Genomic DNA, 20,851 nt, shown 5'->3' on the forward strand with positions numbered 1-20,851 from the left:
GGCGTGCTCTCCAGCCTTCCTCGTCACCGTGCCCTCGCGCTCTGCGCCCTGCCCGTCGCCGCGCTCCTCGCCGTCGTCGGGTTCGCGCCGCTGCCGTTCGCGATCGCGCAGCCCGGCACGACCGTCGACGTGCTCGGCAAGGACAAGGGGCGGGAGATCATCACCATCACCGGCGCCCCGGTCCGGCCGACCGAGGGGCAGCTGCGGATGACGACCATCGTCGCGACGGGACCGTCCACCGAGGTCGACCTCGGGGACGTGGCCGACGCCTGGTTCCGGACCGACCAGGCCGTCCTGCCGCACGACTCCGTCTACCCGTCGGGGAAGTCCGACGCCGAGATCGAGAAGCACAACCTCGGCCAGATGAAGGAGTCCCAGGACGCGGCGACCCTCGCCGCCCTCGGCTACCTCAAGCTGAACCCCGAGGAGGTGAAGGTGACCCTCCAGCTCGCCGACATCGGCGGGCCCAGCGCCGGGCTCCTCTTCTCCCTCGGCATCGTCGACAAGCTCGACGGCGACGGGGACGGCGGCGACCTCACCGGCGGCCGGACCGTCGCCGGTACGGGAACGATCCAGGCCGACGGCACGGTCGGCGCCGTCGGCGGCGTCTCCCTCAAGACTCAGGCCGCCGCGCGGGACGGGGCCACCGTCTTCCTCGTACCGAAGGCGGAGTGCTCCGACGCCCAGGCCGAGCAGCCCAAGGGCCTGCGGCTCGTCCCCGTCACCGCGCTCAGCGACGCGGTGGCGTCCCTCCGGGCCCTGGAGCAGGGACAGGAGTCGAAGATCCCGAGCTGCTGACGGGGTCGGAGCCGGCGGGGTCGGAGCCGGGTCTCGTGTCGGCGGCCGGTCCGCCGCCGGGTATGTCCGCCGACGGCGGCCGGATGTCCATCTCCCGCCAGGCCGGGAAGACCAGCGGGGCGAGCGTCGTCAGGAAGTAGAGCCCGCCGATCCCGAGCAGCGTCGACGTCAGTCCCACCCGCTCGACCAGGAAGCCGGCCGCCAGACCTCCGAGCGGGGTCGTGAGCAGCACCCCGGCCGTGCTCGCGCCGACGACCCGGCTGCGCAGGGCCTCCGGCACCTTCTCGTACATGACCGTCGTCAGGATCGGGTTGAGGACCCCGACGCCGAACCCGGCCGCCGCCATCGTCACGAGCAGCGGTGCCGTGGTGTCGGTCAGCGCGGCCACCACGTACGGCGGGGCGCCGCCTATCAGGAACCCCGTCGCGAACACGGCCCGGCGGGGGAAGCGCTCCCCGACCGCCCCGTACAGCAGCGCCCCCGCGAGCGCGCAGCCGCCGAAGACCGAGACCAGCAGGCCCTGGGCGGCCGGACCGCCGAGCTCCTCCCGGGCGTGGACGGGCAGCAGCACCGAACTCCAGCTCTGGCTCAGGCCGTTGGTGACCATCACCATGACCATGATCCCGAGCATGAGCCGGGCCCGGAACAGGTAGGCGTACCCCTCGCGCAGGTCGGCCCGGTAGCGGGCGGGGGAGAGCGGCGGCCCGTCGCGCATCGGCTCCGCCGAGGGCACCCCGCGCAGACCCGCGGTCACGAGCAGCGCGGAGAGGGCGAAGGTGGCCGCGTCGAGGAACAGGACCGTGTCGGCGCCCAAGAAGGCGACGAGCAGTCCGGCGATCGCCGCGCCCGTCATCCGGGCGCCGCGCGCCACGGCGTCGTACAGGCTCGCCGCCCGGGGGAGCGCCGTCCCGGCGCGCTGGGCGAGGTCGGGGACCAGGACGTGCCGGGCCATCTCGCCGGGCGCGTGGCACAGACCGGTGACCGCCATCAGCGCGCACAGCATCCAGAACTCGAGGACGCCGAGGCGGTGCAGCAGGGGGATCGAGGCGAGCGCGAGCCCGCAGATCAGGTCGGAGGCGATGCTGACCCGTCGGCGGCCCAGACGGTCGATGACCGGACCGCCGGCGAGGGTGGAGAGGAGGACGGGGAGGGCCGCGCAGAAGGCGACGAACCCTGCTTTGCCGGGGCTTCCCGTGGTGTCGAGCGCGAACCACGGGACGCCGATCAGTGTGAGTGAATTGCCGGTGATCGAGACGGCGTTGGCGGCCAGGACGGTGGTCAGAGGGCCACGGGAGCCCGGCGCTGCATCAGCTTCTTTTCCCCCCGGAACGGTCATGCGGCCAGGGTGACCGGACGGTCCGTCGGCGTGACCATCCGCAGCCCCAACTCGACGAGCTTCCAGCCGAGTTGAATGCGGAGCGGGGTGGCAGGGGTGCGGGTGAACTCGTACGTCCGGTCGGCGGCGGCCTCGTGGCGCAGTTCCGCGGAGGTCAGTGCGTGCAGGTGGAGGTGGATGTCGGCGTGCATGGTGCGGGTTCCTTCCGTGAGCGGTGAGGAGAGCAGCCTGTGCAGGTCGTGGCGTCAGTCCGCCGGCTGGGGGAACGCGTGCAGATGGAGTCGTACGCGCTCGGCGCCCGGCGCGTCCGAGTCGGCCGTGTCGCGGTAGCTGTCGATGAGCTCGTGCACCTTCTCGTTCAGCTCGCGCAGCTTCTCGGCCGGCAGCTGCAGCGTGAAGTCGCTCATGTCCGAGGCGCCGTGCCAGCTCTCGTCCCAGTCGTGCCGGGTGCCGAGGTAGGTGTTCAGCTCCTGCGTGTGGATGGTCGCCATCTCGAACAGGAAGACCTCTATGGCGCCCTGGACCTCGGGGTCGGGGTTCTTGTGGAGCGTCTCGTCCAGGCGCGTCCCCTGTTGGGCCGCCTTCCACCACCTCTCCCGGCCCTTGCCGCGCGTCGGGTCGTCCTCGACGAAGCCGACGGCGGCCAGCTGGCGCAGGTGGTAGCTGGTCGCGCCGCTGGACTCGCCGAGCCGCTCGGCCAGTTGGGAGGCGGTGGCGGGGCCGTGGCGGCGCAGCGCGCGCAGGAGCTGGATGCGCAGGGGGTGGGCGAGCCCGCGCAGGGAGCGCGGGTCGAGGGTGCGGCTCAGGAATTCCTCGGGCTCGGACATGACTCAACCCTAGAGTTGCAAAGAAGGAGTTGCAAGAGGTTCTTTGCAACTTCTTCTTTGCAGAGACCTTTTTGCAGCATCTTCTTTGCGTCTCCCCGCTCTCCGCCCGCCCCGGACCTGCACCCCCCGCCCCAGACCTGCGCCCCCACCCCCGACCTGCGCCCCCACCCCGGGCCTGCGCCGCCTACTCCTGCGCCGCCTGCTCCACCAGCGGGATGATCCGCAGCGGCACCGGGTTCTCCATCACGATCGCCGTCGACGCCCGCACGATCCCCTCGAAGCCCACCACCTTGTCGATCACCCGCTGGAGGTCGGCGTTGGAGCGGGCGACCAGCCGGCAGAGCATGTCGCCGTGGCCCGTCGTCGTGTGCAGTTCGAGCACCTCCGGCACCGTCGCCAGGTGCCCCCGCACGTCCGCGCCCTGGCCCTGCTTGATCTCCAGCGTCGCGAAGGCCGTCACCGGATAGCCCAGCGCCGCCGGGTCCACCTGCGGTCCGAAACCGCAGATCACCCCCGTCGCCTGGAGCCGGTCGAGCCGCGCCTGCACCGTCCCGCGCGCCACCCCGAGGCGCCGAGAGGCCTCCAGGACCCCTATGCGCGGCTCGCGCGCGAGAAGCGTGATCAGCCGGCCGTCCAAATGATCGATCGCCATGACGGTCTCCTCGTGGTCATGATGTACAAGTCGCACGGCCATACTCGTCTGCCGCTGTGCAGATTGACCAGCAGATCAACGAACTCTTGCGCACCTTGCCGAACGGCGGGACATTGCTGCCATGACTGAGACCATCGATCACACCCCCTCCACCGCGCGTAAGGCCGATCCCTTCCCGGTCAAGGGAATGGACGCGGTCGTCTTCGCCGTCGGCAACGCCAAGCAGGCCGCGCACTACTACTCCACGGCCTTCGGCATGAAGCTCGTCGCCTACTCCGGACCGGAGAACGGCAGCCGAGAGACCGCCAGCTACGTCCTCACCAACGGTGCCGCCCGTTTCGTGTTCACCTCCGTCATCAAGGTCTCGACCGACTGGGGCCGCTTCCTCGCCGACCACGTCGCCGAGCACGGTGACGGCGTCGTCGACCTGGCCATCGAGGTGCCGGACGCCCGTGCCGCGTACGCCTACGCCGTCGAACACGGCGCCACCGGCATCACCGAGCCGTACGAGGTGAAGGACGAGAACGGCACCGTCGTCCTCGCCGCGATCGCCACCTACGGCAAGACCCGCCACACCCTCGTCGAGCGCTCCGGGTACGACGGCCCGTACCTGCCGGGCTTCGTCTCCGCGAACCCGATCGTCGAGCCGCCGGCCAAGCGCACCTTCCAGGCCATCGACCACTGCGTCGGCAACGTCGAGCTCGGCAAGATGAACGACTGGGTCGGCTTCTACAACAAGGTCATGGGCTTCACGAACATGAAGGAGTTCGTGGGCGACGACATCGCGACCGAGTACTCGGCGCTGATGTCGAAGGTCGTCGCGGACGGCACCCTCAAGGTGAAGTTCCCGATCAACGAGCCGGCGATCGCGAAGAAGAAGTCGCAGATCGACGAGTACCTGGAGTTCTACGGCGGCGCCGGCGTCCAGCACATCGCCCTCGCCACCAACGACATCGTCGCCACGGTCCGCGCGATGCGCGCGGCGGGCGTGTCCTTCCTCGACACCCCCGACTCGTACTACGACACCCTCGGCGAGTGGGCCGGCGAGACCCGCGTGCCCGTCGAGACCCTGCGCGAGCTGAAGATCCTCGTCGACCGCGACGAGGACGGCTACCTGCTGCAGATCTTCACCAAGCCGGTGCAGGACCGCCCGACCGTCTTCTTCGAGATGATCGAGCGCCACGGCTCGATGGGCTTCGGCAAGGGCAACTTCAAGGCCCTGTTCGAGGCGATCGAGCGCGAGCAGGAGAAGCGCGGCAACCTCTGACGGTCGTCGCTGTGCGTGAGGGGCCCGGGGCCACAGCCCCGGGCCCCTCACGCGCGCGTACGCCCCTAGGGAGCGTCTTGTCGATCATGTGTCGAGCCAGATGAGGGTGCTGGCGAGGGTGATGGCGGCGAGGTAGCGGTCGGGGTGTTTGTCGTAGCGGGTGGCGATGCCTCGCCATTGCTTGAGGCGGTGGAAGCAGCGTTCGACGACGTTGCGGCGCCGGTAGGCGGTCTTGTCGAACCCGCAGGGCCGTTCACGGCGCCGTCTGCGGCCCGCGAGCTGGTCGACGCGTTCGGGGATCGTGGCCTTGATCCCGCGCCGGCGGAGATAGGCCCGGAAGGTACGGGCCGAGTAGCCCTTGTCGCCGACCACGCGGTCGGGCCGGGTCCTGGGTCTTCCCGGACCCGGCCGGGGCACGCGAATGAGACCGATGACGGCCTCGGCCTGAGTGCAGTCGTTGCGGTTGCCCGCGGTTGCCCGCGGTGACCAGGAAGGCCAAAGGCCGGCCTCGGCCGTCGCAGGCCAGGTGGATCTTGCTGGTCAGCCCGCCGCGGGAGCGTCCGAGCCCACGTTCCTCGAGCCCCCTTTGGCGGCCGTGTGCTGATGGGCCCGCACGATCGTGGAATCGATCGCGACCAGCCAGTCCACCTCCGCCCGGGACTGGGCCGCAGCAAGGAGGCGGCCGAAGGTGCCGTCGACGGCCCAGCGGGCGAACCGTCCGTGGACGGTCTGCCAGGGGCCGAACCGCTCGGGCAGGTCCCTCCAGGGCAGCCCGGTGCGGAACTTGAACACGATGCCCTCGAGCACCTGGCGGTGGTCCCGCCACCGGCCACGAGCCCGACCGGCGGGCGGCAGCAGTGGTTCGATCACCGCCCACGCAGCGTCAGAAATCTCCCCATCCCTCACGACCGGACCAACGATCCGATGATCGGAAAGACACCCCCTAGGGGGTGTCTTGCCGATCAGGCCGGGCTCGCGGCGTCTGGCACCGCGCCTCGCCGCGTTGTCGTCGGTCGCCAACGCTCCGCGTTGACTCCCTCCTCCGCCTTGCGATCCACGGCACCAGACGCCGCTCCCTGATCCGGCCTGATCGACAAGACACCCCCTAGGCGCGCGGGGGCTCCGGTGCGGCCGGCCCCGATACCTTTTCCGCTTCCGCCTTCTCCGCCTTCCTCTCAGGATTTTCCGCCTTCTCCGGCTTCTCCGGCCGCAGTTCCCGCGGGAGCTCGTCCGACGGTTCGCCCAGCGCCGCCACCGCCTCCGCCGCCTTCGGCGCGAGCAGGGGCGAGAAGCGGGGGTTGATCCGCAGCGCCTCGGCCAGATGGCGGCGGGCCGGTCCGTGCAGCTCCAGGGCCCGTTCGATCTCCCCCCGGTGGTACGCGAAGAGCGCGCTCCGCAGCCCCTCGTCCGTGGCCCGCTTCGCGAACTCCAGCGCCTGCTTCGGCTGCCCGGCCCGGTACAGCGCCCACCCCAGCGCGTCCGCCACCGCCACCGAGCGGTGCCCGCGCGCCCATTCCGCCCGCAGCCGCGTGACCGCCGCCGCCGGGTCGCCGTGGTCCGCGTCGAGCAGCCCCAGAGCCACCTCCGCCCGCACCCACGTGCCCGTCCGCAGCCGCTCGTACAGCGCCCGCGCGTCCCCGTCCAGGCCCATCGCCTCGTACAGCTCACCGGCCTCCAGGACGTACTCCGGCAGCGGCAGCCGGGCCAGCGCCGCCCGCCAGTCCCGCAGGGCCTCGTCCGGACGGTCCAGGGCCGCGAGCGCCCGCGCACGCCCCGCGAGCGACGGCCCGTGGTCCCGTACGAGCCGCAGCGCCGCGCCGTACGAGGCAACGGCCTCCGCCGCCTCGCCCCGCTCCCACGCCAGGTCCCCGAGCCGCGCGTGCGACGCCGCCTTCTCCGCGTCCGTCTCCGCCAGCGCCACCGCGTCCAGCGCCGCCGCGTCGGCGTCCTCGCGCCAGCCCCGGTTCCGGTACGTCTGCGCGGCACGCGCGCGCACGACCGCGCCCGCGTGCAGCTCGCCCAGCTTCTCCGTCGCCTTCCCTGCGGCCTCGTAGTCGCCGAGGCCGTTGTACGCGTCGATCAGGACCGGATACGCGGGCCAGCGCCGCGGCGCCGCCTTCCGTACCCGCTCGCCCCACTCCTTGGCGGACCGCCAGTCGCCACGCGCCCCCGCGAGGGCCCCGAGACCCAGCTGCGCGTCGACGTTGCCCCGGGCGGCGGGCCGTTCGGCCAGGGAGCGCTTCAGCGCCCGCTCGGCCCTCGGGTAGTCCCGTACGTCACCGATCCGCGTCCCGCGCTCCGTGTACGCCGCGCCGAGCGCCGCCCAGGACGCGTCGTCGTCGGGGTGGGCCCGCAGCCACGTCTCGCGGTCGGTGATCAGCGCCGCCAGATCCGGCAGCGCGGCCTGCGCGCCGGCGTGCGCCGCGATCGCCGCCCGCTCCGCCGGACCGGGCGGGCGCGGCGGCCCCTGGCCGACGAGCTCGGGGACGTACAGCAGGGCCGTCGCCGCGAGGACCGCGCCCACACCTGCCGCCAGGACCGTCCTCGACACGTTCTGGGTCTTCATGGCGCTCACTGTGCGCCCGTACGCGCCTGTACGAAGAGCACACGAAGCGCCCGCCCCGGCGGGTTCACACCGATGGCCCCGGGTGCCACGCTGGAGGCATGGACGATCTTCTGACGCGGCTGCGCGCCGGGCTCCCGGCCGAGGCGCTCCTCACCGACCCGGACGTGACGGCCTCCTACTCCCGCGACATGGCGAGCTTCTGCGCGGCCGGCACCCCCGCGGCCGTCGTGCTCCCCCGCACCGTCGAACAGGTCCAGCACGTCATGCGGACCGCGACCGAACTCCGTGTCCCCGTCGTCCCCCAGGGAGCCCGCACGGGCCTGTCCGGCGGCGCCAACGCCTCCGACGGCTGCATCGTGCTCTCCCTGGTGAAGATGGACCGCATCCTGGAGATCAACCCGGTCGACCGCATCGCCGTCGTCGAACCGGGCGTCGTCAACGCCGTGCTGTCACGGGCCGTCGCCGAACACGGCCTGTACTACCCGCCGGACCCCTCCAGCTGGGAGACGTGCACCATCGGCGGGAACATCGGCACCGCCTCCGGAGGTCTGTGCTGCGTGAAGTACGGCGTCACCGCGGAGTACGTCCTCGGCCTCGACGTCGTCCTCGCCGACGGCCGGCTCCTGACCACCGGCCGCCGCACCGCCAAGGGCGTCGCCGGGTATGACCTGACCAGGCTCTTCGTCGGCTCCGAGGGCAGCCTCGGCATCGTCGTCGGGGCGGTCCTCGCGCTCCGGCCGCAGCCCCCTGCGCAGCTCGCGCTCGCCGCCGAGTTCCCCTCCGCGGCCGCCGCCTGCGAGGCCGTCTGCGCGATCATGGAGCGCGGCCACACCCCGTCGCTGCTCGAACTCATGGACCGCACCACCGTCCAGGCCGTCAACAAGCTGGCGCGCATGGGTCTGCCCGACACCACCGAGTCGCTTCTCCTGTGTGCCTTCGACAGCCCGGACCCGGCCGCCGATCTGGCCGCCGTCGGGGAGCTGTGCACGGCCGCGGGCGCCACCGAGGTCGTGCCGGCCGCGGACGTCGCCGAGTCCGAACTCCTCCTCCAGGCGCGCCGGCTCTCCCTCACGGCCCTGGAGACGATCAGGCCCGCGACGATGATCGACGACGTGTGCGTGCCGCGGACGAAGCTGGCCGCGATGCTGGAGGGCACGTCGGCGATCGCGGAGAAGTACGACCTGACCATCGGCGTCTGCGCGCACGCGGGGGACGGCAACACCCATCCCGTCGTCTGCTTCGACCACGCCGACGAGGACGAGTCGCGGCGGGCGCGGGAGTCCTTCGACGAGATCATGGCGCTCGGGCTCGCCCTCGGCGGCACGATCACCGGCGAGCACGGCGTGGGCGTCCTCAAGAAGGAGTGGCTGGCCAGGGAGTTGGGTCCGGTCGGCGTCGAGCTCCAGCGCGGGATCAAGCACACCTTCGACCCCCTGGGGCTGCTCAACCCCGGAAAGCTGTTCTGAGAGCTCCGGTACGAGGGTGAGGTAGGGGACCCGGCTCACAGCTCGCCGTCCTGCGACTCGTCCGACGGCCACGGGTCGCGCAGCCACAGCTCGTCGGTGATCACGGTGGTCGCCAGGAGTTCGGCGAGCCCGTCCTCCATGCCGAGCCGCTCGGACTCGGTGCCCGGCGGCACCGCGCGCAGGGTCCGCTCCAGCCAGGCGGACACCTGCGCGGAGGGGGCTTCGAGCAGGGCGTCGCCGTCGGGGGAGGAGAGCGCCATCAGGACGACGCTGCGGCCGTCGACCTTCGTCGGCCAGATGCGGACGTCGCCGTGGCCGCACGCCCGGAAGACGCCCTCGACGAGCAGCTCGCGCGCGAAGGTCCAGTTGACCGGGTGGTCCGTGCCGACGTGGAAGGTGATGTGGACGGCGTACGGGTCGTCGGTGCGGTAGGCGAGCCGGGCGGGGACGGGAACGGCGCGCTCGGGGGAGAGCACCAGCTTGAGCTCCAGCTCGCGCTCGACGGTGGTGTTGTCGGTGTTCTGCATGGTCGGACGTCCTCTCGCGATGGGCCCCGAACGGGCCTTCACCTGGAGAGAGCGGGGTCCACGCCGTTCATTACGCGACTTCGGGAAGTTTTTTCGGAAAGTTTTTGAGGGACCCCGCCGACCCCGGAGGTCTCGGCCCGAACATCACGGTGAGTGATCAATTCCGGCCTCTGTCGCCCGAAGGCGGTCTTTCTCGTGGGCTCTTTCTTCCCTCGGGGACGTTCTTCGTTACTGTCCTCCTTGGGCGCGGCATGCCCGGGGGTGCGGCCGTGGGATCAAAGGCGTTGTGACTGAACGGAGTCGGGGCAGTGGCTACTCCTCCTGGAGGCGGCGGAGAGGTACCGCAGGCGGGGTACTACCCGGACCCGTCCATTCCCGGGTACATCCGGTACTGGAACGGGGGCGCCTGGGTGCCCGGTACGAGCCGGCCGGCCCCCAAGGACGGCGAGGGCGCACCGAACCCGCCCGCCGGGGCGGTCCCCGCCGGTCCGATCCTGGCCTCCGGCCCGGCGCCCGCGCCGGTGGTCGCGGAGTACCCGGCGGCGGCGCGGAACCTCGCGCCGGCCCAACACCACGCTCCCGTACCGAGCCAGAACCAGGCCCAGCACCAGGCCCAGAACCAGGCTCAGCATCAGGCCCCGCATCAGGCCCCGAGCGCGGCGCAGCACCAGGCCCACAGCCCGGCTCTGGCCCCGGCGCCCGTCCCGGCGGCCCTTCCCGCGGCTCCCGTGCCGGCGGTCGAGGAGACGGGACCCGTCTTCTTCGACGACATCGACGAGGCGCCGGCGACGCCGGAGCCCTCCTCGGCCTGGCAGGCGGACACCTCCCGGCAGACCGGCTTCGGCGGCGACCGCGACCAGAAGGTCGCCTGGGGCGCGCCCCAGGCGCAGCCGGAGGCCCAGGCCCCGGCTCAAGCCCCGGCGGCCCAGGCCCCGGCCCAGGCCCTGCCGCAGCGGCAGGCCCCTGCCGTCCCCGACCCCCGCAGCCCGGCCGAGTGGCCCGTGGCGGGCGCGGGCGAGCCGGTCGAGCCCCGCGCCGCCGCGCCGGCTCCCGCGCCCGCTCCGGCCCCCGCCCCGGCGGCGGACCCCCGGTCGGCCGGGGGAGCCGCGCGCCTCGGCGGCATGCCCGTCACCCCCGCGCCCGCCCCCGTGCCGCAGCCGCAGCCGGCCCCCGAGCCCGTGGCCCAGGCGCCCGCCCCCGCCCCCTCCACACCCTCCTGGGCCCAGCAGCCCCAGCCCCAGGCTCAACCCCAGCCGCGACCTCAGCCTCAGCCCCAGCCCCGACCTCAGCCCCAGCCCCGACCTCAGCCCCAGCCCCACCCCCAGGCGCAACAGGAGCCGCAGCAGCCGGTCCTGCCGTGGAAGCCGCCGGTCGAGGACGTGTTCCAGCAGGCGGCCCGCGCCCAGGCCTCCGCCCGCCCCGCGGGTCTCGGCAGGCGCCTGCTGGCCCGGCTGATCGACACCCTCGTCCTGGGCGCGCTCGTCGGCGCCGCGGCCGTCCCCTTCGTGACCGCAGCCCTCGACCACATCGACGGCAAGATCGAGGCGGCCAAGCAGTCCGGCACCACCGTCCAGGTCTGGCTCCTGGACTCGACGACCTCCGTGCAGTTCGGCATCGCGCTCGCCTCGCTGTTCGTCATCGGCGTCCTGTACGAGGCGCTGCCCACCGCCAAGTGGGGGCGCACCCTGGGCAAGAAGCTGTGCGGGCTCGAGGTGCGGGACATCGAGTCGCACCAGCCGCCGCGGTTCGGCGCGGCCCTGCGGCGCTGGCTCGTCTACAGCGTCCTGGGCCTCCTGGTCATCGGCGTCCTCAACGTCCTGTGGTGCCTCTTCGACCGGCCCTGGCGCCAGTGCTGGCACGACAAGGCGGCCCGCACCTTCGTCGCCCGCTAGAGGGCGTCCAGGGCGTCCGGGTCGTCCGGGGCCGGCCGGTTCGGTGGTCCGGGGCCGGTCGGACCGCCGGTCCGCCGGTCCGCCGGTCCGCCGGTCCGCCGGTCCGCCGGTCCGCCGGTCCGCCGGTTCAGGGCCGGTCGGCGGAGGCGGTCCCCCGAACGGGCGATGATTCCTTGCGGGGTGGTCGCCCCCGGGATGCACTGCCCCCATGAGCACCGACCAGCCGCCGTCCGGCCAGCCGCCCGAGGAGGACCCGTTCCTCAAGAGGCCGCAGGAGCCCAACCCGCCCTCCGCCGGCCAGCCACCGCCCGACGGAACGCCCCCGCCGGGCCGGCCGCCGGGCGGACCGCCCCCGTCGGGCCCGCCCCCGGGCGGACCCCCTCCGTCGGGACCGCCCCCGGGCGGCCCCCCGCCCGGGAACCCCTACGGCTCCCCGCCCGGTTCCCCGTACGACAACATGCCGCCGCCCCCGCCTCCGTACGGGAGCGGTTACGGCGGTGGCTACGGCGGGACCGATCCGCTCTCCGGGATGCCGCCGCTCGCCGAGTCCGGCCGGCGCATCCTGGCCCGCCTGATCGACTGGCTGATCGTCGCGGTGCCGCTGGCGCTCATCGGCATCCCGTTCGACGTCTACAAGCGCGTGACCGACGACGGCAACGACTTCGGCGACACGGTCAACAGCTTCAACGGCGGCAGCCAGCTGGTCTTCCAGCTCCTCACGATCGTCGCGTTCGTCGCCTACGACACCGTGATGGTGGCCAAGGGCGGCCAGACGCTCGGCAAGAAGCTGCTGAAGCTCCGGGTCGCGATGCTCAACGACGGCTCGACGCCCCCGATGAACCAGTCGCTGCTGCGGGCCGTCGTGCTGTGGGTGCCCGCGCTGGTCTGCTGCGCCTGCCTGTGGCCGTTGCTCCTGCTGATCCTCATCCTGGTCGACAAGCCCTACAAGCAGGGTCTGCACGACAAGGCGGCGAAGACGGTGGTGGTCGTCACCGCGCAGTAGAACCCGTCCGGTACGAGTACGGACGAACCGTCACGAACCGATCCGGGTATCGGCGCCCGCGCCCACGCGCGCGGCCGGTATCCGGATCTCTTCGTTCCCGAGGGCGGCGGGAGCGGTCGGAACCGGCGCCGCGGAGGTCTTGACGGGTCTCGTCCGTACCGGCATCGTCACCGCCACGAGCACGCCCAGCAGCAGGCCCGCGGCGCAGATCACCGCGATCCCGAGGGTCGTCGTCGTACGGGAGAGCAACAGCAGGGCGACGGTCGCGAGGACGACGGTGGCCGAACCGTAGGCGAGCTGTGCGGCGTTCGGTCGCTGCATGACAGGTACCGCCCCCTCAGGACATCGGTTCGACTCTATGACGGTGGATGCCCGGAGGGAACCAGTGGTAAGCGTGACCTAACCCACCGTGCCGGTGCACGGGGGGCGCACAGAGTCACGCAAACCCCCGTCGTCCGCCGCGATGCGCCCGTTGGATGCCCGATTATCGGAAATCCGCTCCCACATAGTGCAGTTGGTCTGTGCAAGTCAAGATCTGTCTTTTCTTGCGCCACTCCGGTCAAATGTCGTCACTTGTGACGCGCGACCCCCGCCGGCCGGACTCCCCACCTCGGTCCGGGTGCGTGGGCGCCGGGGAGGACTACATCAAGTGACCAACAGACGACGGGCGATCAGAGCGTCCGCAGTCGTCGTGGCGCTCGCGGCCACCGCCGCCACCGCCTCGACTTTCTCCACCGCCTGGGCCGACAGCAACGGAAACGTGTCGCCGGCCGGCATCCAGACCGTCGACAAGACGACGGTCGACCACGACCTCGACGGTCCGTTCAGCAAGCAGCAGGAGCAGCAGCGCAAGGCTGCCCTGGAGCAGGTGCTGAGCGGCGAGGCCAAGGTCGAGAGCCGCGGCGGCTCGAAGGTGGTCAAGCTCGACAGCAAGAAGTACGTCGAGCTGGGCCGCGAGAAGACCGACAAGATCTTCACGATCCTCGTCGAGTTCGGCGACAAGGTGGACAACACCACCCTCGTCGACCGTGACGACGACGACACGACCGAGCTGAAGCCGAAGTACGGCGGCGAGCCCGGCCCCCTGCACAACGCCATAGCCGAGCCGGACCGTGCGAACGACAACTCCACGGCCTGGCAGGCGGACTTCAACCAGAAGCACTTCCAGGACCTGTACTTCGGCACCGGCAAGGACGCCAAGGGACAGCCCAAGCAGTCGCTGAAGACCTACTACGAGAAGACCTCGTCCGGCCGTTACTCGGTCGACGGCACGGTCTCCGACTGGGTCAAGGTCGATTACAACGAGGCCCGTTACGGCTCGAACTGGTGCGGCGACACCAACTGCTCCAACGTCTGGGACACCGTCCGTGACGGCGTCACCGCCTGGGCCGCCGCCCAGAAGGCCGCCGGCAAGACCGACGCCCAGATCAAGGCCGAGCTGGCGCAGTACGACCAGTGGGACCGCTACGACTTCGACGCCGACGGCAACTTCAACGAGCCCGACGGCTACATCGACCACTTCCAGATCGTCCACGCGGGCGAGGACGAGTCGGCCGGTGGCGGCGCCGAGGGCACCAACGCGCTGTGGGCCCACCGCTGGTACGCGTACGGCACCAACGCGGGCAAGACCGGTCCGGCGAACAACAAGTCCGGTGGCACGCAGATCGGCGACACCGGCATCTGGGTCGGCGACTACACGATGCAGCCGGAGAACGGCGGCCTCGGCGTCTTCGCGCACGAGTACGGCCACGACCTCGGTCTGCCGGACCACTACGACACCTCGGGCGGCGAGAACTCGACCGGGTTCTGGACCCTGATGTCGTCCGGTTCCTGGCTCGGCCAGGGCAAGGACGCCATCGGCGACCTGCCCGGCGACATGACCGCCTGGGACAAGCTCCAGCTCGGCTGGCTGAACTACGCCAAGGTCAACGACTGGCAGCGTGGCACCAAGACCACCCACAAGCTGGGCGTCTCGGAGTACAACACCAAGAACCCGCAGGCGCTCGTCGTCGAGCTGCCGAAGAAGTCCGTCCCCACCGATGTCGTGGCCCCCGCCGAGGGTGCCACCCAGTGGTGGAGCAACATGGGCGACGACCTCAAGAACACCCTGACCCGGCCGGTCGACCTGACCGGCAAGTCCTCGGCCTCCCTGGAACTCCAGGGCTGGTGGGACATCGAGAAGGGGTACGACTTCCTCTACGCCGAGGTCTCGACCGACGGCGGCGCCAACTGGACCGCCCTCGACGGCACCGCCGACGGCGTGGCGCTCCCGCGCGACGCGGCCGGCTCCCCGTCGCTGACGGACGTCTCCGGTGCGCACAAGAAGCTCGTCTACGGCCTCGACGCCTACGCGGGCAAGAAGTTCGACCTCCGCTTCCGCTACCAGACGGACGGCGGCGCGGGCGGCAAGGGCTTCACCGCCGACGCCATCACCCTCGCCGCGGACGGTGCCAACGTCTTCTCGGACAACGCCGAGAACGGTGACAACGGCTGGGTCTCGAAGGGCTTCTCGCGCATCGGGAAGGGCTTCAGCAAGGACTACGAGCAGTACTACATCGCGGAGAACCGCCAGTACGTCTCGTACGACGCGACCCTCAAGGTCGGCCCGTACAACTTCGGTTTCACGGGTGACAAGTCCAGCTGGGTCGAGCACTACCCGTACCAGAACGGTCTGCTCATCTGGAAGTGGGACCTGTCCCAGAAGGACAACAACACCTCGAAGCACCCGGGCGTGGGTCGGATCCTCCCGATCGACGCGCACCCGAGCCCGCTGAAGTGGTCCGACGGCACGCTGATGCGCAACCGCGTCCAGGCGTACGACTCTCCCTTCAGCCTCTCCCGCACCGACGGCTTCCAGCTGCACAAGGCGGGCGTGGGCACCTGGGTTCCGTCGCAGGCCGGCAACCCGGTCTTCGACGACCGCAAGGGCACCTACTGGTACCCGGAGACCGAGCGGGCCGGTGTGAAGGTAACTGACACCAACACCAAGATCCAGGTCGTCAAGGAGCCGAAGAACGGCCAGACGATCACGGTTCAGGTTGGCCCGTCGACCAAGTAGTCGATAAAATTGCAGGTCAAAGCATGATCGGCCGTCGCCCCCTAGCGGGCGGCGGCCGATCGTGTTTAGGTGCGTCTGACGCAGTTCTTATTGACATCTGATCCACGGGGGAGTGGTTCCGCATGCCCAACGGAGGGTTCTGCAAGCTGCCGGGAGGCAGTGTGGTCGTCGCGATAGGGCTGCCCAGCCCGGCCCGCGACGGGGCCTCGGTACGTTTCCTGGTCCACGCCGCCAACCGTGCCCGCGCCCTGACCCGGCTGCGGAACCTCGGCCTGCGCGCGGTCTACCTCCGCGGCAACACCGAGCCGCCCACCCCGGACGAGATCACGGCCGTCCTGCACCACCCCGACGGCCTGCTCTGGAGATCCGCCCCGGGCGCCGCCCAGGAACTCTGGCACCCGGTCCGCACGCTCCCGAAGGAGCCCGCGGCGTAGGGCGCCCGGCGGATCAAGGTCAGGACAGAGCCCGGCGCACCGCAGGACAGGGCCTGACGCACCACACGACAGGGCCTGGCGCACCACCGCTCACATCACACCACCGGTTCGCCCGTCAGCTCCACGCCGGCCGCCCGCAGCTCCTCCAGGGCCTTCTCCGTCGTCGCCTTCGCGACCCCGGCCGTCAGATCGAGCAGCACGAGGGTCCGGAAGCCCTCCCGCACCGCGTCCAGGGCCGTCGCCCGGACGCAGTGGTCGGTGGCGATGCCCACCACGTCGACCTCGGTGACGTCCCGCTCCCGCAGCCACCCCGCGAGCGTCCGCCCGTTCTCGTCGAGACCCTCGAAGCCGCTGTACGCCGCGTCGTAGGCGCCCTTGTCGAAGACGGAGTCGATCGCCCCGCTGGCGACGGCCGGCGCGAAGTTCGGGTGGAAGCCGACCCCCTCCGTACCGGCCACGCAGTGCACCGGCCAGGAGGACACGTAGTCCGGCTCCTCGCCCTCCGGCGCGAAGTGCGCGCCCGGGTCGACGTGGTGGTCCCGGGTGGCCACGACGTACCGGTAGGAGGAGCCCGCCGTCTGGCCGACCAGGTCGGTGATGGCGGCGGCGACGTCCGCGCCGCCCGTCACCGCGAGGCTGCCGCCCTCGCAGAAGTCGTTCTGAACGTCCACAACGATCAATGCGCGGTGCATGGCGGGTGTCCTTAGCGCGTCGGATAGGGGTGGCATCGAGCCTAGAGACTTCCCTCTCCGCAGGGGAGGGGAAGCCCCAAGGCTTCCAGGGCCTGTCCGGCGGATCACGGCCGGGGTCGCGCGGAGTCTGATCCGCCCGACAGGTCCTAGACGTACTCCGTCGGCAGCACCGGCTCGCCGCGCGAGAGCTGGATCGCCGACATCGGCAGCCCGGCGCGGGCCGCGATGTGGCGGGACCTGGCGGCCTCCAGCGGCTCCCGGGCCACGACCTCGCCGCCCTTGACCAGCTCGACCAGGAGCTGGTGGTCCATGAGCTCCGGCGGGACCGGTCCGGTGCCCACGACCTCCGTCTCGGCGATCCCGGACGCGTCGGGCCGCCGGGCCGCCCACTTGCGTCCGCCGACCGAGGCCTTGCCGCCCATGGACTTCTTCGCGACCGGCACCAGGGGCGCCTTCGGGTCGGCCGAGCGGGCCCGGGCGACCAGCTTGTAGACCATGGAGCAGGTCGGGTGGCCGCTGCCGGTGACCAGCTGCGTGCCCACCCCGTACGCGTCGACCGGCGCCGCCGCGAGCGAGGCGATGGCGTACTCGTCGAGGTCCGAGGTGACGACGATCCTCGTGGCCCGGGCGCCCAGCTCGTCGAGCTGCGCCCGCACCCGGTGCGCGACGAGCAGCAGGTCGCCCGAGTCGATGCGGACGGCTCCCAGCTCGGGCCCCGCCACCTCGACGGCGGTACGGACGGCCTCGGTCACGTCGTACGTGTCGACGAGCAGGGTCGTACCCCGTCCGAGGGTCTCGACCTGCGCCCGGAAGGCGTCCCGCTCGCTGTCGTGGAGCAGGGTGAAGGCGTGGGCGGAGGTGCCGACGGTCGGGATGCCGTAGCGGAAGCCGGCCGCGAGGTCCGAGGTGGAGTCGAAGCCGCCGACGTACGCGGCACGGGAGGCGGCGACGGCCGCCAGCTCGTGGGTGCGCCGGGCGCCCATCTCGATGAGGCGGCGCCCGCCGGCCGCGGCCGACATGCGGGAGGCGGCGGCCGCGATCGCCGAGTCGTGGTTGAGGATGGAGAGGATCACCGTCTCCAGGAGCACGCACTCGGCGAAGGAGCCCTCGACGCGCAGCACGGGCGAGCCGGGGAAGTACACCTCGCCCTCGGGGTAGCCCCAGATGTCCCCGGAGAAGCGGTATTCGGCCAGCCAGGCGAGGGTCGGCTCGTCGACGATGCCGCGCTCGCGCAGGAAGCCGAGGACGGCGGGGTCGAACCGGAAGTTCTCGACGGCGTCCAGGACCCGGCCGACACCCGCGAGGACGCCGTAGCGGCGCCCCTCGGGCAGCCGCCGGGTGAAGACCTCGAAGACCGAGTGCCGGTCGGCGGTGCCGGCCCGCAGGGCCGCCTGGAGCATGGTCAGCTCGTACTGATCGGTGAAGAGCGCGGTCGACGGCACGTCCACCGGCAGCCCAAGGTCCGCAGCGTTCATGTCAGCGATGCTAGCGCAGAAATCGTCAGAGTGACGAATAGGGGGGCGGTACGGGTGACCCGTTTGTGCGATGGGGCCCTCGGGGTGGCAGCATGGGGTGAGTGAGCGTCGCGCCTATTGAGATCGAACGTACGGAATCGGCCGAGGAGGTCTCCGCGGTCGTCGAACCGGACGTGCCCTGGGTGACCCTCGTGCACAACGATCCGGTCAACCTGATGAGCTATGTGACCTACGTCTTCCAGTCGTACTTCGGATACTCCAAGGGCAAGGCGCACAAACTGATGCTCGACGTGCACGAGAAGGGGAAGGCGGTCGTCTCCGCCGGTACCCGCGAGGAGATGGAACGGGACGTGCAGGCGATGCACGGCTACGGACTGTGGGCGACGCTCTCCCAGGACCGCTTCTGATGGCCGGCCGTTTCGAGACCCTGCCCGGCGGCGGCGCGGCCGTCGCGCTCGACGAGGTCGAGGTCTCCATCCTCCGCTCCCTCACCGTCCAACTGATGGAGCTGATCGGCCCCGGCGACGAGCCCGCGGCCGACGCCGACCCGCTGGCCGCGCTCTTCGCCGAGGGGCCGAGCGAGCCCCCGTCCGACCCCGCCCTCCGGCGCCTCTTCCCCGACGCGTACGGGGACGACAGCGAGGAGCTGCGGGCGTCCGCCGCCGACTTCCGCCGCTACACGGAGAACGACCTGCGGGCCCGCAAGCGCGAGGACGCCCTCGTGGTCGTGCGCGCCCTGGACGCGCTCTCCGGCGACGCGATCGGCGAGGGCGGCGTCGTCCTGAAGCTCACGCCGGACGAGTCCCGGGCCTGGCTCGGCTCGCTCAACGACCTCCGGCTGACCATCGGCACCCGTCTGGAGCTCACGGACGAGGAGAGCGAGCAGCTGTACCGGCTGCCGGACTCCGACCCGCGCAAGCCGATGGTGATGGCGTACCTCTGGCTCGGTGCGCTCCAGGAGTCCCTCGTCGAGACCCTGATGTCGTAGTCGCAGTCGATGCAGTGGCCGATGCGGTGGCCGATGCAGTGGCCGCGCCCTCGGGCGTGCGGGATGTTCGCTCAGCGGACGCTCAAATCCGGATAACGAATGCGTTATCAGAGCGTCCGCCTTTGCCGTCTTGAGTCCTTTTTGTCCGTCTTTTTCTGTGGTCCACGCCACACGCACCTCCGTCGATCACCCCCCACCCCGTGATAAATCTTCACGACCACTCGGGCACGCCACCCATGTTCCCGAGGGCGCTTCGACCGGCTGACCGCCGGTGGCACTCCATTCCACATCCGGGGGGATCAGGACCTGATCCGCGACAGACGCACTCGCAGTCGCGCGGATCAGCATGGAGAAAGGCGCACCACCATGACCTCAGTGCAGGTCGACAAGCAGCACGACGGCAATGAGGCCGAGGACTCCGCATCGGGCGAGGGTTACCACCGGGCACTCGGCGCCCGCCAGATCCAGATGATCGCGATCGGCGGCGCCATCGGCACCGGCCTGTTCCTCGGGGCGGGCAAGGGCATCTCCATCGCGGGACCCAGCCTGATCCTCGCGTACGCCGTCGCGGGCCTCGTCATCTTCTTCATCATGCGGGCGCTCGGCGAGCTCCTCATGTACCGCCCGGTCTCGGGCTCCTTCTCCGAGTACGCACGGGAGTTCATCGGTCCGTTCGCGGGCTTCGCGACCGGCTGGACGTACTGGCTCTTCTGGGTCGTCACCGGCATCACCGAGGTCACCGCCGCCGCGACCTACATGACGTACTGGTGGGACATCCCGCAGTGGCTCTCCGCGCTCGTCTTCACCGTGATCCTCTACGGCGCCAACCTGATCTCCGTGAAGCTCTTCGGTGAGCTGGAGTTCTGGTTCTCCATGGTCAAGGTCACCGCGATCGTCGGCATGATCCTGATCTGCGCCGGCATCCTCACCCTCGGCTTCTCCGACGCCGGCGACACCGCCTCCGTCACCCACCTGTGGGACCTCGGCGGCTTCTTCGCCGGCAAGGACGGCATCTTCTCGACCCTGATGACCCTCCAGATGGTCATGTTCGCCTTCCTCGCCGTCGAGCTCGTCGGCGTCACCGCGGGCGAGTCCAAGGACCCGAAGACGGTCCTGCCCAAGGCGATCAACACCGTCCCGTGGCGCATCGCGGTCTTCTACGTCGGCGCGCTGATCATGATCCTGTCGGTCGTCCCCTGGACCGAGTTCAAGCCGGGCGTCAGCCCGTTCGTCGCCGCCTTCGAGAAGATGGGCCTCGGCGTCGGCGCCGCCATCGTCAACTTCGTCGTCCTGACCGCGGCCCTGTCCTCCTGCAACTCGGGCATGTACTCCACCGGCCGCATGCTGCGCGACCTCGCGCTCAACGGCCAGGGCCCGAAGGCCTTCACCAAGCTGACCAGGTCCGGCACCCCGCTGATCGGCACCACGGTCTCGGCCGCGCTCATGATGGTCGGCGTCTGGATCAACTACCAGTGGCCCGGCGAGGCGTTCAACTACGTCGTCTCCTTCGCCACCATCTCCGGCATGTGGGCCTGGATCGTCATCCTGATCTGTCAGATCCGCTACCGCCTCAAGGCCGACCGGGGCGAGCTCCCGCAGTCGCCGTTCAAGGCGCCGGGCGGCATCTGGTTCAGCGTCTTCTCGCTCGCCTTCATCGCCATGGTCGTCGTGACCATGGGCATGGACAAGGACAACCGGGTCGCCCTCTACGGCGCGCCGGTGTGGGGCCTGATCCTCGCCGTCTCGTACCTGGTCCTGAAGGCCCGCAACCCCGAGGGCGCCGCCTTCGCCAAGCGCTCCTGACCGACCCCTGTCCAGCATCCGGGCCGTCCCGTACCACTCCTCGGTACGGGACGGCCCGTCTGCTTAT

Annotated in this window: 19 protein-coding genes and 1 pseudogene; 10 read left to right on the forward strand and 10 right to left on the reverse strand. The window is 71.1% G+C overall.

What is annotated here, in order from left to right:
- Positions 1 to 3 precede the first annotated feature (3 nt).
- A complete protein-coding gene (locus ACFC0G_RS21065) occupies positions 4 to 798 on the forward strand; it encodes a S16 family serine protease (RefSeq protein WP_376405384.1) in 795 nt (264 codons plus the stop codon).
- On the opposite strand, the gene ACFC0G_RS21070 is transcribed toward ACFC0G_RS21065, so the two are convergent.
- From ACFC0G_RS21070 to ACFC0G_RS21085, 4 genes are all read right to left on the reverse strand, one after another.
- Positions 731 to 2,134 carry an MFS transporter gene (locus ACFC0G_RS21070; RefSeq protein ID WP_376405386.1) on the reverse strand — a complete coding sequence of 468 codons (1,404 nt, stop codon included), beginning with the start codon at positions 2,132 to 2,134 and terminating at the stop codon, positions 731 to 733. The two genes, ACFC0G_RS21065 and ACFC0G_RS21070, sit on opposite strands and share 68 nt — an antisense overlap.
- Positions 2,131 to 2,325, reverse strand: coding sequence for a hypothetical protein (locus ACFC0G_RS21075; RefSeq protein WP_376405388.1), 195 nt, complete (start codon positions 2,323 to 2,325; stop codon positions 2,131 to 2,133). Before ACFC0G_RS21075 ends, ACFC0G_RS21070 begins: the two co-directional genes overlap by 4 nt.
- A gap of 54 nt (positions 2,326 to 2,379) precedes the next feature.
- Positions 2,380 to 2,961, reverse strand: coding sequence for an ArsR/SmtB family transcription factor (locus tag ACFC0G_RS21080; protein ID WP_376405389.1), 582 nt, complete (start codon positions 2,959 to 2,961; stop codon positions 2,380 to 2,382).
- Between the two features lie 184 nt (positions 2,962 to 3,145).
- Positions 3,146 to 3,613, reverse strand: a complete 468-nt coding sequence (locus tag ACFC0G_RS21085; protein ID WP_024761701.1) for an Lrp/AsnC family transcriptional regulator — start codon at positions 3,611 to 3,613, stop codon at positions 3,146 to 3,148.
- Between the two features lie 121 nt (positions 3,614 to 3,734).
- On the opposite strand from ACFC0G_RS21085, the gene hppD reads away from it, so the two are divergent.
- Positions 3,735 to 4,880, forward strand: coding sequence for a 4-hydroxyphenylpyruvate dioxygenase (hppD, locus tag ACFC0G_RS21090; RefSeq protein ID WP_376405392.1), 1,146 nt, complete (start codon positions 3,735 to 3,737; stop codon positions 4,878 to 4,880).
- 84 nt (positions 4,881 to 4,964) lie between these two features.
- Here hppD and ACFC0G_RS21095 read toward each other — a convergent pair.
- Positions 4,965 to 5,786: pseudogene (locus ACFC0G_RS21095) on the reverse strand (IS5 family transposase).
- Positions 5,787 to 5,985: 199 nt separating this feature from the next.
- Positions 5,986 to 7,446 carry a hypothetical protein gene (locus tag ACFC0G_RS21100; protein WP_376405394.1) on the reverse strand — a complete coding sequence of 487 codons (1,461 nt, stop codon included), beginning with the start codon at positions 7,444 to 7,446 and terminating at the stop codon, positions 5,986 to 5,988.
- A 98-nt stretch (positions 7,447 to 7,544) separates the two neighbouring features.
- Between ACFC0G_RS21100 and ACFC0G_RS21105 the strand changes: the two genes are divergently transcribed.
- Positions 7,545 to 8,912 (forward strand): FAD-binding oxidoreductase, encoded by a 1,368-nt coding sequence (locus tag ACFC0G_RS21105; protein ID WP_376405396.1) that lies wholly within the window; start codon positions 7,545 to 7,547, stop codon positions 8,910 to 8,912.
- Positions 8,913 to 8,947: 35 nt separating this feature from the next.
- On the opposite strand, the gene ACFC0G_RS21110 is transcribed toward ACFC0G_RS21105, so the two are convergent.
- Positions 8,948 to 9,439 (reverse strand): SsgA family sporulation/cell division regulator, encoded by a 492-nt coding sequence (locus ACFC0G_RS21110; RefSeq protein WP_376405398.1) that lies wholly within the window; start codon positions 9,437 to 9,439, stop codon positions 8,948 to 8,950.
- A 308-nt stretch (positions 9,440 to 9,747) separates the two neighbouring features.
- On the opposite strand from ACFC0G_RS21110, the gene ACFC0G_RS21115 reads away from it, so the two are divergent.
- Entirely contained in the window at positions 9,748 to 11,331 is a 1,584-nt protein-coding gene (locus tag ACFC0G_RS21115) for an RDD family protein (RefSeq protein ID WP_376405400.1), read from the forward strand.
- Between the two features lie 208 nt (positions 11,332 to 11,539).
- A complete protein-coding gene (locus ACFC0G_RS21120) occupies positions 11,540 to 12,334 on the forward strand; it encodes an RDD family protein (RefSeq protein ID WP_376405402.1) in 795 nt (264 codons plus the stop codon).
- A gap of 30 nt (positions 12,335 to 12,364) precedes the next feature.
- On the opposite strand, the gene ACFC0G_RS21125 is transcribed toward ACFC0G_RS21120, so the two are convergent.
- Positions 12,365 to 12,655: a hypothetical protein gene (locus ACFC0G_RS21125; RefSeq protein WP_376405404.1), complete on the reverse strand. Its 291-nt coding sequence runs from the start codon at positions 12,653 to 12,655 to the stop codon at positions 12,365 to 12,367.
- A gap of 328 nt (positions 12,656 to 12,983) precedes the next feature.
- On the opposite strand from ACFC0G_RS21125, the gene ACFC0G_RS21130 reads away from it, so the two are divergent.
- Entirely contained in the window at positions 12,984 to 15,392 is a 2,409-nt protein-coding gene (locus ACFC0G_RS21130; protein ID WP_376405406.1) for an immune inhibitor A domain-containing protein, read from the forward strand.
- Positions 15,393 to 15,514: 122 nt separating this feature from the next.
- The gene (locus tag ACFC0G_RS21135; RefSeq protein ID WP_376405408.1) at positions 15,515 to 15,826 is read left to right on the forward strand and encodes a hypothetical protein; all 312 of its coding nucleotides are present in this window, start codon (positions 15,515 to 15,517) and stop codon (positions 15,824 to 15,826) included.
- A gap of 95 nt (positions 15,827 to 15,921) precedes the next feature.
- Here ACFC0G_RS21135 and ACFC0G_RS21140 read toward each other — a convergent pair whose 3' ends face one another.
- Together ACFC0G_RS21140 and ACFC0G_RS21145 are read right to left on the reverse strand one after the other, a co-directional pair.
- A complete protein-coding gene (locus ACFC0G_RS21140) occupies positions 15,922 to 16,518 on the reverse strand; it encodes a nicotinamidase (protein ID WP_376405410.1) in 597 nt (198 codons plus the stop codon).
- A 146-nt stretch (positions 16,519 to 16,664) separates the two neighbouring features.
- The gene (locus ACFC0G_RS21145) at positions 16,665 to 17,993 is read right to left on the reverse strand and encodes a nicotinate phosphoribosyltransferase (protein ID WP_376405413.1); all 1,329 of its coding nucleotides are present in this window, start codon (positions 17,991 to 17,993) and stop codon (positions 16,665 to 16,667) included.
- Between the two features lie 101 nt (positions 17,994 to 18,094).
- Between ACFC0G_RS21145 and clpS the strand changes: the two genes are divergently transcribed.
- The 3 genes from clpS (at position 18,095) to ACFC0G_RS21160 (ending at position 20,784) form a co-directional block, all read left to right on the forward strand.
- Complete coding sequence (gene clpS / locus ACFC0G_RS21150; protein WP_024756388.1) at positions 18,095 to 18,400, forward strand: ATP-dependent Clp protease adapter ClpS; 306 nt, start codon at positions 18,095 to 18,097, stop codon at positions 18,398 to 18,400.
- Positions 18,400 to 18,981 carry a DUF2017 domain-containing protein gene (locus tag ACFC0G_RS21155; RefSeq protein ID WP_376405416.1) on the forward strand — a complete coding sequence of 194 codons (582 nt, stop codon included), beginning with the start codon at positions 18,400 to 18,402 and terminating at the stop codon, positions 18,979 to 18,981. Before clpS ends, ACFC0G_RS21155 begins: the two co-directional genes overlap by 1 nt.
- A gap of 366 nt (positions 18,982 to 19,347) precedes the next feature.
- Complete coding sequence (locus ACFC0G_RS21160; protein ID WP_376405418.1) at positions 19,348 to 20,784, forward strand: amino acid permease; 1,437 nt, start codon at positions 19,348 to 19,350, stop codon at positions 20,782 to 20,784.
- Positions 20,785 to 20,851: the final 67 nt, after the last annotated feature.

The organism is Streptomyces sp. NPDC056169 (genome assembly GCF_042268445.1).
GTDB lineage: Bacteria > Actinomycetota > Actinomycetes > Streptomycetales > Streptomycetaceae > Streptomyces.